15 protein-coding genes are annotated in these 14,135 nt (G+C 66.8%); 8 read left to right on the forward strand and 7 right to left on the reverse strand.

Annotated elements, in window-relative coordinates:
- Nucleotides 1-18: 18 nt before the first annotated feature.
- Nucleotides 19-786 (reverse strand): isoprenyl transferase, encoded by a 768-nt coding sequence (locus tag RM2_RS06895; RefSeq protein WP_072688154.1) that lies wholly within the window; start codon nt 784-786, stop codon nt 19-21.
- A 161-nt stretch (nt 787-947) separates the two neighbouring features.
- On the opposite strand from RM2_RS06895, the gene trhA reads away from it, so the two are divergent.
- The gene (gene trhA / locus RM2_RS06900; protein ID WP_072688084.1) at nt 948-1,616 is read left to right on the forward strand and encodes a PAQR family membrane homeostasis protein TrhA; all 669 of its coding nucleotides are present in this window, start codon (nt 948-950) and stop codon (nt 1,614-1,616) included.
- Nucleotides 1,617-1,623: 7 nt separating this feature from the next.
- Here the strand turns inward: trhA and RM2_RS06905 are convergent, their stop codons facing one another.
- The 3 genes from RM2_RS06905 to mca are packed head-to-tail and all read right to left on the reverse strand — an operon-like array spanning nt 1,624 to nt 4,844.
- A complete protein-coding gene (locus RM2_RS06905; RefSeq protein ID WP_072688085.1) occupies nt 1,624-3,639 on the reverse strand; it encodes a thioredoxin domain-containing protein in 2,016 nt (671 codons plus the stop codon).
- Nucleotides 3,640-3,657: 18 nt separating this feature from the next.
- Nucleotides 3,658-3,969, reverse strand: a complete 312-nt coding sequence (locus RM2_RS06910; protein ID WP_072688086.1) for a hypothetical protein — start codon at nt 3,967-3,969, stop codon at nt 3,658-3,660.
- On the reverse strand, nt 3,966-4,844 hold the full coding sequence (gene mca / locus RM2_RS06915; RefSeq protein ID WP_072688155.1) for a mycothiol conjugate amidase Mca: 879 nt from the start codon (nt 4,842-4,844) through the stop codon (nt 3,966-3,968). The genes RM2_RS06910 and mca overlap by 4 nt, the downstream gene beginning before the upstream one ends.
- A 199-nt stretch (nt 4,845-5,043) precedes the next feature.
- Here mca and RM2_RS06920 point away from each other — a divergent pair, with 199 nt between their 5' ends.
- Both RM2_RS06920 and greA read left to right on the forward strand, forming a co-directional pair.
- On the forward strand, nt 5,044-5,469 hold the full coding sequence (locus tag RM2_RS06920) for a DUF4307 domain-containing protein (protein WP_072688087.1): 426 nt from the start codon (nt 5,044-5,046) through the stop codon (nt 5,467-5,469).
- Nucleotides 5,470-5,699: 230 nt separating this feature from the next.
- Nucleotides 5,700-6,194 carry a transcription elongation factor GreA gene (greA, locus tag RM2_RS06925; protein ID WP_072688156.1) on the forward strand — a complete coding sequence of 165 codons (495 nt, stop codon included), beginning with the start codon at nt 5,700-5,702 and terminating at the stop codon, nt 6,192-6,194.
- 79 nt (nt 6,195-6,273) lie between these two features.
- On the opposite strand, the gene RM2_RS06930 is transcribed toward greA, so the two are convergent.
- The gene (locus RM2_RS06930) at nt 6,274-7,623 is read right to left on the reverse strand and encodes a C40 family peptidase (RefSeq protein WP_072688088.1); all 1,350 of its coding nucleotides are present in this window, start codon (nt 7,621-7,623) and stop codon (nt 6,274-6,276) included.
- A 225-nt stretch (nt 7,624-7,848) separates the two neighbouring features.
- Here RM2_RS06930 and RM2_RS06935 point away from each other — a divergent pair, with 225 nt between their 5' ends.
- Together RM2_RS06935 and RM2_RS06940 are read left to right on the forward strand one after the other, a co-directional pair.
- Nucleotides 7,849-8,028 (forward strand): hypothetical protein, encoded by a 180-nt coding sequence (locus RM2_RS06935; protein WP_072688089.1) that lies wholly within the window; start codon nt 7,849-7,851, stop codon nt 8,026-8,028.
- 27 nt (nt 8,029-8,055) lie between these two features.
- Nucleotides 8,056-8,826 (forward strand): FAD:protein FMN transferase, encoded by a 771-nt coding sequence (locus RM2_RS06940; protein WP_072688090.1) that lies wholly within the window; start codon nt 8,056-8,058, stop codon nt 8,824-8,826.
- A gap of 31 nt (nt 8,827-8,857) precedes the next feature.
- Here RM2_RS06940 and ilvA read toward each other — a convergent pair whose 3' ends face one another.
- Nucleotides 8,858-10,090 carry a threonine ammonia-lyase gene (gene ilvA, locus RM2_RS06945; RefSeq protein WP_072688091.1) on the reverse strand — a complete coding sequence of 411 codons (1,233 nt, stop codon included), beginning with the start codon at nt 10,088-10,090 and terminating at the stop codon, nt 8,858-8,860.
- Between the two features lie 63 nt (nt 10,091-10,153).
- Nucleotides 10,154-11,326: a cystathionine gamma-synthase gene (locus tag RM2_RS06950; protein ID WP_072688157.1), complete on the reverse strand. Its 1,173-nt coding sequence runs from the start codon at nt 11,324-11,326 to the stop codon at nt 10,154-10,156.
- 175 nt (nt 11,327-11,501) lie between these two features.
- Between RM2_RS06950 and RM2_RS06955 the strand changes: the two genes are divergently transcribed.
- The 3 genes from RM2_RS06955 to RM2_RS06965 all read left to right on the forward strand — a co-directional run bounded on the left by RM2_RS06955 (nt 11,502) and on the right by RM2_RS06965 (nt 14,018).
- Complete coding sequence (locus tag RM2_RS06955) at nt 11,502-12,032, forward strand: hypothetical protein (RefSeq protein ID WP_174553830.1); 531 nt, start codon at nt 11,502-11,504, stop codon at nt 12,030-12,032.
- Between the two features lie 191 nt (nt 12,033-12,223).
- Nucleotides 12,224-12,775 (forward strand): copper chaperone PCu(A)C, encoded by a 552-nt coding sequence (locus tag RM2_RS06960; RefSeq protein WP_139277685.1) that lies wholly within the window; start codon nt 12,224-12,226, stop codon nt 12,773-12,775.
- Entirely contained in the window at nt 12,768-14,018 is a 1,251-nt protein-coding gene (locus tag RM2_RS06965; RefSeq protein ID WP_084721663.1) for a Dyp-type peroxidase, read from the forward strand. Before RM2_RS06960 ends, RM2_RS06965 begins: the two co-directional genes overlap by 8 nt.
- Nucleotides 14,019-14,135: the final 117 nt, after the last annotated feature.

Below are 14,135 nucleotides of genomic sequence, written 5' to 3' on the forward strand. Positions count from 1 at the left end.
GACACCGGGCCGCTCCGGTCAGACGCCAAACCTCCGGTGCCGGGCGGCGTAGTCGCGCAGGGCGCGGAGGAAGTCGACGCGGCGAAACTCGGGCCAGTACGCCTCCGTGAACCAGATCTCGGAGTAGGCGCTCTGCCACAGCAGGAACCCCGACAGTCGCTGTTCCCCCGACGTTCGGATGACGAGGTCGGGGTCGGGTTGCCCGGAGGTGTAGAGGTGGCCGCCGATGTTTTCGACCGTGATCGACTTCACGAGGTCGTCGCTCGACAGTCCGGCCGACAACTTCTCGCTCAACAGCGACTGCACCGCATCGACGATCTCCTGCCGCCCGCCGTACCCGATCGCGACGTTCACATGGGTGCCGGTGCGGCCCTCGGTCTGCTCGGCGGCGTCACGCAACCGGCGCGATTGCTCAGCCGGGAGCAGGTCGGGCGCGCCGACGATCTGCACGCTCCAGTTCTTGTCCGGGCCCGAGATCTCCTCGACGACGTCAGTGATGATCTCGAGCAAAGTGTCGAGTTCGTCTGGGGCGCGGCGCAGGTTCTCGGTGGAGAGCAGGTAGATGGTGGCCAGTTCAATGCCCGCTGCGTCACACCAACCGAGTAACTCAGCGATCTTGAGGGCACCCATTCGATGGCCGTGGCTGACATCCGTGAAGCCGTTCTCTCGAGCCCACCGACGATTGCCGTCGCACATCACGGCCACGTGCCGAGGGTGCTGCAGACCGTCGAGTCGCTTCAAGAGCCGGCGCTCATAGATGCTGTACAGCAGTCCTCGCGCACTCACCCGGAGATCACCATGAAACGAAAGACTACGCCGCAACCGACGGTCCTCCGCGACGGCCGTCACACAGGCCGCGACTTCCTGATACCGGCGGGTACGCTTTCACCACAAGCGAACCTACGGCTGCGTAGGTTCGGGCCGCACGGAGAGAGAAGAGGTGTTCAGTGACTTTGCTCGACCTCGACGAACCGCCCGTCAAACCCCGACTGCGGGGGTGGATCCACCTGTGGGCGTTCGGCGTCTCCGTCGTAGCGGGACTGGTCCTCGTCACGTTCTCCGGCACCCAGGTGTCCAGCCAAGCGGCTCTCGCCACCGCCGTCTACAGCCTGACAGTGTGCGGTGTGTTCGGGGTCAGCGCCACCTACCACCGCATCCACTGGAGCACCGTCGCGCGCCGCACCTGGATGAAACGCGCGGACCATTCGATGATCTTCCTGTTCATCGCCGGGAGTTACACCCCATTCGCGTTGCTGGGGCTTCCATCGGGCACGGGCCGGACGTTGCTGATCGTCGTCTGGGCGGGTGCTCTGGCCGGGGTCGCGCTGAAGATGCAGTGGCCGACGGCGCCGCGATGGGTAGGGGTTCCGCTGTATCTACTCCTCGGCTGGGCTATCGTCCCGGTGGCCCCTGACCTGACGCGCGAGGTCGGCGTCCTCCCGATGGTGCTGCTCCTCATCGGCGGCATCCTGTACTCGGGCGGCGCGATCCTCTACGCCACCAAGTGGCCCAATCCCTGGCCGCGCACATTCGGCCACCACGAATTCTTCCACGCTGCGACGGTTATCGCGGCCCTCTGCCACTACGTCGCCGTCTGGCTGGTCGTCTTCCGATAGGGCCGAGCTACCGGCTGAGCGCGTCGGCGAGGTCCTCGATCGTCGAGATCGGACGGTCGCACACGAACCCCCGGCACACATATGCCGCCGAGACCCCGCCGATCAGCGGCCGATCAGCGAGCAGAGGCGAGGAATCGGTTGGGCCGCCAACCACCACGGCACCACCCGGGGCGAGCCGTCGCGCCTCGTCGAGCAGGCCGGAATCGCCGTCTGTGGCCACCGCCACCTGGATCGGTCCGCGCACCGACGCCTCCGCGACGGCCAACCAGTGCCCGGCTGATCGCGGTGCGCGCTGGAGCAGGAGCGCCACCCGCCCGAGTGACGCCGCCGCGGCGGCGGCGTACCGGCCCGACGCCCCTGTATCCGCCACCGCGGCCCCCGTCAGCAGTGCCTCGACGAGGCATGACGCCCCCGACGGCGTCGCCCCGTCGACCGGGTCACGGGGGCGGGTCACCAGCACCTCGGCGTCGTCGGCCGTGTCATACCAGCTGCCCGGTCGCTCGTCGTCGGCAAAGTGGATCAGGGCACGGTCCAGCAACTCCTGCGCGCGCGTCAACCACTCGGTATCGCCTGTCGCCTGGAACAGCCCGAGGAGCCCGGTAGCGAGGCAGGCGTAGTCCTCGAGCACCCCCGCCGACTCACCGACCACCGATCCCAGAGAAGCCCTACGCAGGCGCCCGTCGACGACATGCAGGTCCAGCACCACCCGTGCGCACTCGGCGGCGGCCTCCACCCACTCCGGCCTGCCTAGTCCCACCCCTGCCTCCGCCAGAGCCGTGATCGTGAGGCCGTTCCACGCGGTGACCACCTTGTCGTCGCGCCCGGGCTGCGACCGAGTCGCGCGGTGCGTGAGCAGCTCCTGCCTCACGCGGCTCCAGCGGTCTCGGTCGTCCGGATCGACCGGAAGTTGCAGGACCGACGTGCCCGCCTCGAACGTGCCCGCCGGATTGACCGCGAGCAGTTCCGAGGCCCAGGCGCCGTCCTCGGATCCGAGGACGGCGCCGAGTTGCTCCGGGGTCCATACATAGGTAAGCCCTTCGACACCTTCGGTGTCTGCGTCGAGCGCCGAAGCGAACGCCCCGTTCGCGGTGCGCAGGTCGCGCAGCAGGAACTCGACGGTCTCCTCCGCGACGCGGACGGCCAGGTCCGAGCCCGTACGCCGGCCGAGGTGCGCGTAGAAACGCAGCAGTTGGGCGTTGTCGTAGAGCATCTTCTCGAAGTGCGGCACAACCCATTCGGCGTCGACCGAGTAGCGGGCGAACCCGCCGCCGAGTTGGTCGTAGATGCCGCCGCGGGCCATCGACGAAGCGGTGCGCTCCACGACGCCGAGAATCGGCGCGTTACCGGTCCGCTCGTAGCTGCGCAGCAGCCCTTCCATCAACGCGGACGGCGGAAACTTGGGGGCTGTACCGAACCCGCCACGATCGGAATCCTCGTCGCGCAGCACGGACGCAATCGCCGCATCCAGCAGTGCGGAGTCCACCCGGACATCGCCCTCCGGGATTCCGCCGGCGCCACGTTGCAGCTCCGCGACCACCGAGGACGCCGCATCGTCGACGTCGCCGCGACGGTCCCGCCACGTATCGGCGATGGCCGCGAGCAACTGGGTGAACGACGGCATTCCCCCGCGCGGTTCGGCCGGGTAGTAGGTGCCGCAGTAGAACGGTGCGCCGTCGGGGGTGAGGAAGCACGTCATCGGCCAGCCGCCCTGTCCCGTCATTGCCAACGTGGCGTTCATGTACACGGCGTCGAGGTCGGGACGCTCCTCGCGATCGACCTTGACGCACACGAAGTGCTCGTTCATCAACGCCGCGACCGCATCGTCCTCGAAGGACTCGTGCGCCATCACGTGGCACCAGTGACACGCCGAGTACCCGATCGACAGCAGAATCGGAACGTCACGCTCACGCGCCCATTCGGTCGCCTCGGGCCCCCACTGTTGCCAGTGCACGGGGTTGTCGGCGTGCTGCCGCAGATAGGGACTGGTGGACCCGCCGAGGGTGTTGCGTGCACGGGGATCCATGTCCAAGCTCCTGTCCGACTACTTCTTCCGGTTCGGCGGGGGGTCCGTCGGCTCGGCCGTGCTCGCGCCGCCACCGTGAATCGCGCCGCGATCGGTGCCCTCGTCGGCGTTCTGATCGGGTTCGGGATGCTCGGGTTCGAACGTCTCGGGCAGTTTCTTCAGCTTCTTGTTCATCGACCGCACCAACAGCACCACCCCCGCAAGCAGCGCGAGAATGACCACGAGACCGACCGGTGACGCCTTGCCGTACTCGGGGCCTGACGGAGTACTGGGCGTCTGCGCCAACAGGTCTGCGGTTCCGGTCACGAAGAGCACCGTCAAGGAGTTCATTTCGGTCCGTCCTTATGGATGCCCGCGAACAGGTCGCTCTCCGGGATGGACGTGGTAACCCGTGTCTTGACGAGCTCGAACTCCTCGGTCGGCCAGATCTTCTGCTGAATGTCGAGTGGAACCGCGAAGAACGAGCCGTTCGGATCGATCTGCGTCGCGTGCGCTCGTAGGGCGTCGTCCCGTTGCGGAAAGTAATCGCCACACGTGATCTGCGTGGTGACCCGAGCCATCATGTCACCCTGCTCGGTCTTCCACTTCTTGAGCCATTCCGCCATCGGGAACTCTTCACCGCGACGGTCGTACTCCTCCTGGAATTGCAGGAGACGCTTGCGGATGAACCCGTGCGAGTAGTAGACCTTCAGCACCTGCCACGGTTCGCCGGCATCGGGGAACTGGTCGGGGTCGGCGGCCGCCTCGAAAGCGGCCATCGATACCTCGTGGCAGCGGATGTGATCGGGGTGGGGGTAGCCGCCGTTCTCGTCGTACGTGGTCATCACGTGTGGACGGAACTCGCGGATCGCCCGGACCAATGCCTCGGTCGACACTTCGAGCGGGACGAGCGCGAAGCACCCCTCAGGCAGCGGCGGCTTGGGATCACCTTCCGGCAGTCCGGAGTCGACGAAACCCAGCCACTGGTGCTGGACGCCGAGTATGCGGGCCGCCTCCGCCATTTCCTCGATGCGCACCTCGTGGATGCGGCTACGCACCCCGGGGACGTCCATCGCGGGGTTGAGGATGTCGCCACGTTCACCGCCGGTCAACGTTACGACCCGCACGTCGTTGCCCTCTGCGGCGTAACGCGCCGTTGTCGCGGCACCCTTGCTCGACTCGTCGTCGGGGTGGGCATGGACGGCCATGAGCCGGAATCCGCTCACGTATTCGTTCACCTCAGCTTCGCCAGTAGCCGTTGCCGGCTGGTCCGTGTCGCGCGCTCTCGTCGCCCGTCATCACTGACATCGCACCGTCGCACATCCTCTATAGTTCCATCCAATAGTTCCGCTTGCAGCCGTGCCCCCGCTCCAGTGCGGGAAACAGAGGGAGCTGGAGCGGTACAAAGGTTGAGAGAGTTGAGCGATGACGAGAACGCTTCCCCCCGGACGCTACGGAGCGGCCACGAAGTCCGCACGCCCGAAGCGCTGGCAGATCTGGGTGCTCACGGCAGTGGTTGCGGCCGTCGGCGTGACCGTGGCGGTCGTCGCGTACAACCGATTCGGTGCCTCCGAGATCGACAGCCAAGCAACCTCTTTCGATGTGGTAAACGATTCGCGTCTCGACATCACCTTCACTGTCACTCGGGACCTTCCGTCCCGTGACGCGGTGTGCATCGTCCGCTCCCGTTCCCGGGACGGTTCCGAGACAGGGCGCCGCGAGGTGTACATCGCAGGCGGCGCGGACAAGACTGTGAGGGTCACCGCACCGATCTACACGTCGCGACCGCCCGCGATGGGCGACATCTACGGCTGCAGCCTGGACGTCCCCGCCTACCTCACCGGGAGCTGACACCGGAGTCATTCCGCGCGACCGTTCGGCTTATTCGGGGATCTCTCTCCCTGATCGTGCTAAAATTGCCTGGTACACGGTTCCGGTTTGGAGCCGTGTATTGCTGCATTTGACGGCAAGGTCGATACACGCACGGCCGCGACCGTGGGATCTGCCAAACCGTTGATCACTGCCGTTGCAGTGATCTGTCTAGGGAGCCCGGCGGCTCCATATACGAGGGAGTGATCGAGATGACCGAGACCCAGGTGACCTGGCTGACCCAGGAATCACACGACAGGCTCAAGCGCGAACTCGACCAGCTCATCGCGAACCGTCCCGTCATCGCCGCCGAAATCAACGAGCGTCGCGAGGAAGGCGACCTGAAGGAGAACGGCGGCTACCACGCGGCGCGCGAAGATCAGGGCCAGCAGGAGGCGCGGATCCGCCAGCTTCAGGAACTCCTGAACAGCGCGAAGGTCGGCGAGGCGCCCACCCAGTCCGGTATCGCTCTTCCCGGTTCCGTGGTGAAGGTCTACTACGACGGCGACGAGAAGGACACCGAGACGTTCCTGATCGCCACCCGGGAAGAGGGTGTTCGCGACAGCAAACTCGAGGTCTACTCCCCCAATTCCCCCTTGGGTGGCGCACTGCTCGAAGCGAAGGTCGGCGAGACCCGCGAGTACACGCTGCCCAACGGCAGCAGCATGAAGGTTTCGCTCGTCAGCGCGGAGCCGTACCACAGCTGATCTCGCACCTTCCGCCGAAAACTCCGGTCCGGGCACTCTGCCCGGGCCGGAGTTTTATCCGTCGATCCACCACGCGTTCTCAGAAGATTCTGCGAACCTTCATGCCGGAGTACACCCGACTGATGCGCACGACGTCGCCTGTGGTCGGCGCGTGCAGCATCTGGCCGTTGTCGGCGTAGATCGCTACGTGCCCCGGGCCACCGGCCTGCCAGTTACCGAAGAGCAGGTCTCCGGGTCGGGCTTCGGACAGCGGCACCTCGACTCCGATGCCCCACTGCGTTTCGGACGTGCGAGGGAGTGTGACGCCGGTTGCGGCATAGACGGCGAACGACGTCAGGCCCGAGCAGTCGAAACCTCCACCGGACGGTCCGTTGATGTTGCCACCGCCCCATACGTATGGGAGTCCGACGAATCGCATGGCCGCCTCGACAACACGGTTGGTGTCACCGACTGCTGCTCCGTAGAAGAACGGCGACAGCATCCTCGCGAATGCGTCCTCGAGTGAACGGATCCGCGCGATGTACGGCCCGGTTTCGTGCTCGTCATCGAACATCCCGGCGGGCATTCCGCCGGACGTGCGGACCACACCTGCACCGGCCTTGTAGGCGGCGATCGTGAGATCGAGAGTCTCGCCCTTGACCACACCTTCCTTCTTCCAGGCGTCGACCTGTCCGAAAAGGTCGCACAGCATCCGACCGGACGCCATCATCGGGTCGGCGACGCCGTTGATATCGACCTTGCCGTCACCGTCCGCGTCCTTGCCGTAATTGGCCCAGGTATCGGGCATGAACTGCCCGGGCCCGCGCGCACCGGCCCGGGAGACGGGAGACGTAGGGCCGTACTGGAAGCCGTTCTCGACCGAGTACAGGGCCGCCAGTGTCTGCGGTGTGATGCCCTCGCACAGCGACCCCGCCTTGCGAATCCATGGGGCGAAGACGGCGACGGCACCGATCGGTGCCAGTGAGACTCCGGGGAATCCTGCGGGGACGGGCGGGATGAGTGCTCCGAGCCCGCTGACGATGCCCGTGATGCCAGGCAGGACGGCCAGTCCGCCGATCACGGTCTCGGCGCCCGGCGCGCTCGTAACGGGTGGCTGATCAAGTGGTGTGTCGGGCAGCGCGAGCGGCGGAACCGGGGGATGCGGGGGCGCGGTTTCGCCGGGAGGCGATGCCGGAATGTAGGGGTCGGTGGCCTGCCTGACGATGTCGGATGCCTGGGACACAATCTGCTCGGCCTGCAGTCGGGCCGGTTCCGGGAGGGTCGCCAGCGCGTCGTCCACCTGGTTCTGGATGTCCGGTGACGCCTGCTCGACCACCTGAATTGCTTCGGATAATTGATCCTTCACCAGTTGTGGCAAATCCGCTCCCTGAACGACAGCCCCCGCTGCGGTGGCGATCGCCACAATGATCGCCGCTGCATCAACCGACATACGTGACTCCTCCTACTCGGTGCACCGACCGAGTGAGTTCACGTTACGACGGGGCACAGGTGGTGCGAGGCGATTCTGTCGGAACTGCTCGGTAGAGATCCACGGCCGAGAATTCGGCGGAGATCCACGGCCGAGAATTCGGCGGAGGTCCACGGCCGAGATCAGAGACAACCCTCCCAGGCTGCTCCCAGGCTGCTCTAAGGTTGATCGGGGAAACTGGTACGCATGAGCCAAGAACCGCACATGCCCCACCTGCTTCCCGTCCGCCGCGCATTGGCCGCCGCCGGACTGGTCGCCTGTGCGGGTATCGCGGCCACCGTCGTCGAGGTCGCTGAATCGACAGTGGCAGCGACCCTTGTCTCGACAGGATCCGGCGCACCGGACGCGGTATCCAGCGGGTTCTAAAACTCGAAGGACCGAAGAAGGTGCCACATGACCAGCGCACGCAGCGCCACCGAGTGGTCTACCTGGGGTGTCCATGCCCGTGTCGTCGTCACCGATCCGGACTCGCTCGATTCGGCATCCAACCTCATCCACGGCTACCTCGCCGCAGCCGACGCGGCGGTCAATCGGGACCGAACGGATGCCGAGATCCGCTCACTCGGTGAGGGCCGGAACATGGTCACCCGGATGTTCGCGCGGTTCATCACCGACGCCCTAGCCGCGGCCACAGCCACGGACGGCGCGCTCGACCCCACCTCGTCGGCCCCAGATCCGCACTCGTGGCGGTCGATCACCGTCGACGACACCGAAGTGACCTTGCCGGCCGGAGTGGAACTCGATCTGACGGCCACGGCGCGGGCCAGTTCTGCCGATCACTGTGCGTCAGCGACGGCCGAACTGCTGGGGTGCGGCGTCCTGGTGGCCCTCGGCGGAGACATCGCCACCGCCGGAAGTGCACCGCCAGGGGGTTGGCAAGTGCAGGTGCAGGATCTGCCCGGCGACCCCACCTGTCAGGTGTCGATCCCGTCAGGGGTCGCCGTGGCCACGGCCAGCACCGTCAAACCGCTGTACCCGGACTCGATCTCGCTGTGGCGCACAGTGTCCGTGGTGGCCCGGTCCTGCCCCCTGGCGAGCGCGTCCAGCAATGCCGCGATCGCGATGGGCGCGGGCGCCGTCGGCTGGCTCACCGACCTCGAATTGCCCGCCAGACTAGTCGATCAAGAGCTTCGAGTGATCACCATCGGCGGGTGGCCGAGTTGAGTGCGCGGCGGCGAACGGAGCAGATCGCACGCTACTTCTGCAACCGGACCGAATATCCGGAGGATTCGAGGGCGTCGAGCAGATCCTGCCTGTGTCCCGGACCGCGGGTCTCGACGGTCAGGAACACTTCCACCTCGTCGAGCGCGAGCGTGCCACCCGTGCGTGAGTGGACGACATCCACCACGCTGGCGCCGTTGCCACTGACGACCCCGATTAGTCCGACCAGCCCGCCTGGTCGGTCCGGAATAGTCACGTGCACACCGAGATAACGTCCCGCCGCCCTGAGACCGTGGTTGACCACATGAGTGAGCAGGAGAGGATCGATGTTGCCGCCCGAGAGCACTGCGCACACCTTGCCGGTGAGTCCGAGTTCCTCTGTCGAGCAACTAATCAACGCAGCCACCGCAGCCGCACCTGCCGGTTCTACGATGAGCTTCGCTCGCTCGAGGCACAGTAGCAACGCCCGGGACAGCGCGTCCTCGCTCACCGTGACGATCACGTCGACCTGCGTTTCTACGTGGGCAAACGGTACGTCGCCCGGCCTACCCACCGCGATACCGTCGGCCATGGTCGACATCGTCTCCAACGGAATCGGGCGGCCCTCCGCCAGCGAGCCCGGCCAGGCGGCGGCCTGTTCGGCTTGGACACCGACGATGCGGACGTCCGGTCGGGTGGCCTTCACCGCTGCGGCAATACCTGCGATCAGCCCGCCGCCACCGGTCGGGACCACGATGGTACCGACGTCGGATTCCTGCTCGAGGATCTCGAGCCCGACAGTGCCCTGGCCCGCGACGATGTCGGCGTGGTCGAAGGGGTGGATCAGGACGGCCCCCGTTTCCTCCGCGAACGCGCGCGCGGCAACGAGCGCGTCGTCCACGGTGTCCCCGGCGAGATGGACCGTCGCGCCATACGTCTTGGTCGCGATGAGCTTGGGGAGCGGTGCGCCGGCGGGCATGAACACGGTGGACGCAATGCCCAGCTCCGTCGCCGCCCACGCCACACCCTGGGCGTGATTACCCGCACTTGCCGCGACAACCCCTCCTGCCCGTTCGGCCATCGACAGGTTCGCTATCCGGTTATATGCACCACGTGGCTTGAAAGATCCTGTGCGCTGAAGATTTTCACACTTCAGCAACACATCATTTCCGCACCGTTCCGACAGCGCCCGAGACGCGATCACCGGCGTACGGCGGATGACGGGGCCCAGCAGCTTGCGAGCCGCTCTGATCTGATCCAGCGTAACGAGTTCCACGCTGGCCAGCATAGGGCGCTCCAGTCCTATTCAGAGCCTGCCTACTTCAGAGCCTGCCCTACTTCAGAGCCTGCCCTACTTCAGAGCCTGCTCGATGTCGCCGACGAGATCGGCCGCATCCTCGATGCCGACGGACAAGCGCACCAGATCGTCCGGGACCTCTAACAGGGAACCGGCGGTCGAGGCGTGCGTCATGGCACCGGGATGCTCGATCAGCGACTCGACGCCGCCGAGCGATTCGGCCAGCGTGAAGATCTCGGTGCGCGAGCAGAGTTCGAGGGCGGCCGCCTTGCCGCCGGCAAGGCGGACCGAGATCATGCCACCGAAGCGTCGCATCTGCTTCTCCGCCACCTTGTGACCGGGGTGCGACTCAAGTCCGGGGTAGATCACCTGGGACACCGCGGAGTGCCCGCTGAGCAGTTCGACGACCTTCTCCGCATTGTCGCTGTGCCGCTCCATTCGCAGCGCGAGGGTCTTGATCCCGCGCAGAGTGAGGAACGCGTCGAACGGGCCGGGCACGGCGCCCGCGCCGTTCTGCAGGAACGCGAAGGCTGTGTCCAACTCTTCGTCGTCGGTGACGAGCGCGCCGCCGACGACATCGGAGTGTCCGCCGATGTACTTGGTGGTGGAATGCAGCGCCACATCCGCACCCAGCTGCAACGGCTGCTGCAGGTAGGGGGAGGCAAACGTGTTGTCGACGACGATTTTCGCGTCCGCGTCGTGCGCCACCTCGGCGAGCGCCTCGATATCGCCGACGTTGAGTAGAGGGTTTGTGGGAGTCTCGACCCACACGAGTTTGGTGTTGGGCCGGATGGCCGCGCGGACGGCGTCGACGTCGGACACTGCGGCCGGTGTGTACTCGATGCCCCACTGCGTGAAGACCTTGTCGATCAGCCGGAACGTTCCGCCATATGCATCGTTCGGAATGACGAGGTGGTCGCCGGGGCGGAGCACGGCACGCAGCAGGCAGTCGGTGGCAGCCATGCCCGAGCCGAAGGCGCGACCGTACGCACCCGACTCGAGGGCAGCGAGGTTCGCTTCGAGCGGTCGCCGCGTGGGGTTGCCGGTGCGTGCATATTCGAACCCGTTCCGCATGCCGCCGACGCCATCCTGGGCGAATGTCGAACTCGCGTAGATCGGGACGTTGACGGCACCAGTCTGCGGGTCAGGGTCGAATCCTGCGTGCACGGCTTTGGTGGAGAAACCCTGCCAGCTGATGTTGTCCGCTTTGCTCCGCTGCTCACTCATGGCCACCACCCTAGTGGGAACCCGTGGCCCAGATAGTCGGCGATCGCGACCTGGACGTTCCGGTGAGCCCCAGAGGAGCGACCGTGGGTCGACCCCCACTACCGGACTCGAGACACGCAGACGTGCGGAGGTGGCGAGGTGCAGGCCCTGGCGGGAGGAGCGGTACTCTCGCGGGGTGAATTCACGGGTCGAGGTGCTTGCGCGGGTGCGCGGCGCCACCGTGGGTTCACTTTCCGGCGCAGTCAGTATCGCCGCGCACGGCATCGCCGGTGGCGGGATGCCCCCGGGTGAGGCTGCAGTGGTGCTTCTGCTGGCCGCGTGCGCCGCCGTGGGTGCGGCGGTGGCCTCCATCCGGGTGAGCGACCGAGATTGGCCGTTCCTCATCGCCGCGCTCACCGCAGGTCAGCTGATCGGACACGCCACGCTCGGGTTGGCCGGCGACCATGCGCACGGCCTGGGGCTGTCGTCCCCGATGATCACTGCTCACGTGGCCGCGATCGCGATCTCCGCAGGTTTGGTACGCGGCACCGAACGCGCCTGCCTACGGGCTCTGGCGGCATTGACCCGAATCATTCTTACGGTGCTCGCCCCGCTGCGGGTCGATACCGGCACCTGGTCCGCGACCCCGGTCTCCCGGGCGAAGCTGTCGCTGTGGCTGCTGGTGGGCGCCGCCGCCGGTACCCGCGGTCCACCCGCATTCGTGTAAGTCGAATCTCGACACCGCCCCTCGTTCCGCGGCGTGATCGCGTTCTGGCCGCAATCCACACCGGATGGCCCGCCGGGACACACCGTGGTCGGGGCTGCACCGGCGCTACCGCCGCGCACATCATTGCGTCGCCGGGGCACGCGGCGAACCCACATGCCTCTCGCGCATACCCCTACATCTTGGAGAAACACATGTCTTCTTTCACCATTCGACGCCTCGCCGCCGGTGGCGCGGTTACCAGCCTGCTCCTGGCCGGATGCTCGGCGGTCGTTGATGGCCCACTCACCGGCACCGACTCCGATGCCGTGACCGTATCGGACCAGTGGGTCAAGGCCGCCGAATCCGGGATGAGCTCTGCGTTCGCGCAACTGTCCAACATCGGGGACCGGGACGTGCGGATCGTGGCCGTGTCCAGTCCCGCCTCGGCCCGGGCGGAACTGCATGAAGTCACCACCCGCGCCGACGGCACCGCCGTGATGCGGCAAAAGCAGGGCGGTATGACAGTCCCGGCAAACAGCACCCACACCCTCGTCCCGGGCGGAGACCATCTGATGCTGCTCGACCTGACCGATCCACTCGCTCCGGGCATGACCACCACCCTCTCCCTCATATTCGAGGACGGATCGACCATGAGCTTCGACGCACAGGTACGGGACTTCTCCGGCAACCAGAAGAGCTACGACCCCACCGGCGGCCACGGCTCCGCCCCCGCCGCCGCTCCCATGCCCGGACACGGTGCCTGAGCAGACCACCCCGTCCGCCCGCGGGCTGAGTCGGCGGCACCTGCTCACAGGTGCCGCCGCGCTCGGGACCGCGGGGCTCGGGACCGCCGCGCTCGGGACCGCGGGGCTCGGGACCGCGGGGCTCGGATGGGGGGCACACCACACCGCCACCCCTGTTGACGGCGACATGGCCGAACCGTTCCACGGCACCCACCAGGGTGGGATCGCCACCCCACCACAGGCGAACGCCCGGTTCGTCGGTCTGGATCTGGGGGAGGGCGCCGACCGGGCCACCGTGTCGGGACTGCTGAAGGTGTGGACCGAGGACGCCGCTCGCCTGACCCGCGGCGAGCCCGCGCTGGCGGACACCGAACCCGAACTCGCCGCCACTCCTGCCCGGCTGACCGTGACCGTCGGCATCGGCCCCGGAGTATTCGCCGCCGCCGATGCCGTCGACCGCCAGCCCTCGTGGCTGCGGCCACTGCCTGTGTTCTCCATCGATCGTCTCGACGACAGCGCATGGAGACAAACCGACCTGCTGCTTCAGGTCTGCGCCGACGACCCCGTCGCGGTGGCGCACGCGGTCCGGGTGTTGATCAAGAACGTCCGATCCCTGGTCACGGTGCGCTGGTCCCAACGGGGTTTCCAGCATGCCCGCCGAAGCCGACCGGACGGCACCACGATGCGCAACCTCATGGGACAGGTAGACGGCACCGCCAACCCGGCCACCGACCAGTTCGACCGCCTCGTGTGGGACGACGGCAGCAAGTACCCGTGGCTCGCCGGCGGCACCTCCCTGGTGCTGCGCCGGATCCGCATGGAACTGGACACTTGGGAGGAAATCGACCGCTCCGGAAGGGAATTAACCGTCGGCCGCACCCTCGATACCGGGGCGCCGCTGACCGGCACCGACGAGCACGACGAGCCCGACTTCGCAGCCACCGACCGGCATGGCATCCCGGTGATCCCGCCGTCGTCGCACATCGCCCGCGCCCACCACACCCACGACGGTGAACGGTTCCATCGCCGCGCCTACAACTACGACGACCCACCCGAACCTGGTCACGTGTCGAACTCGGGGCTGATATTCGCCTCCTACCAACGAGACATCGACACCCAGTTCCTGCCCGTCCAACAACGTCTCGCCGAGTTCGATGCCCTCAACCAGTGGACCACTCCGATCGGGTCCGCGGTCTACGCCATCCCACCCGGTACCGCGCCGGGCCACTACCTCGGGCAGACGTTGCTCGGTACCCTCACCTGACCGATCGCCAGGGTATCGACCGGAACCACCGCGTGAACACCGGGAAACGCGGCTCTGGTTTCCGGCCGGCGCCACCGCATCGGTCGTCACGTCGGGGAGCGGCCTCCTGGTATCCGC

This window comes from Rhodococcus marinonascens NBRC 14363 (genome assembly GCF_001894885.1).
GTDB lineage: Bacteria > Actinomycetota > Actinomycetes > Mycobacteriales > Mycobacteriaceae > Rhodococcus_F > Rhodococcus_F marinonascens.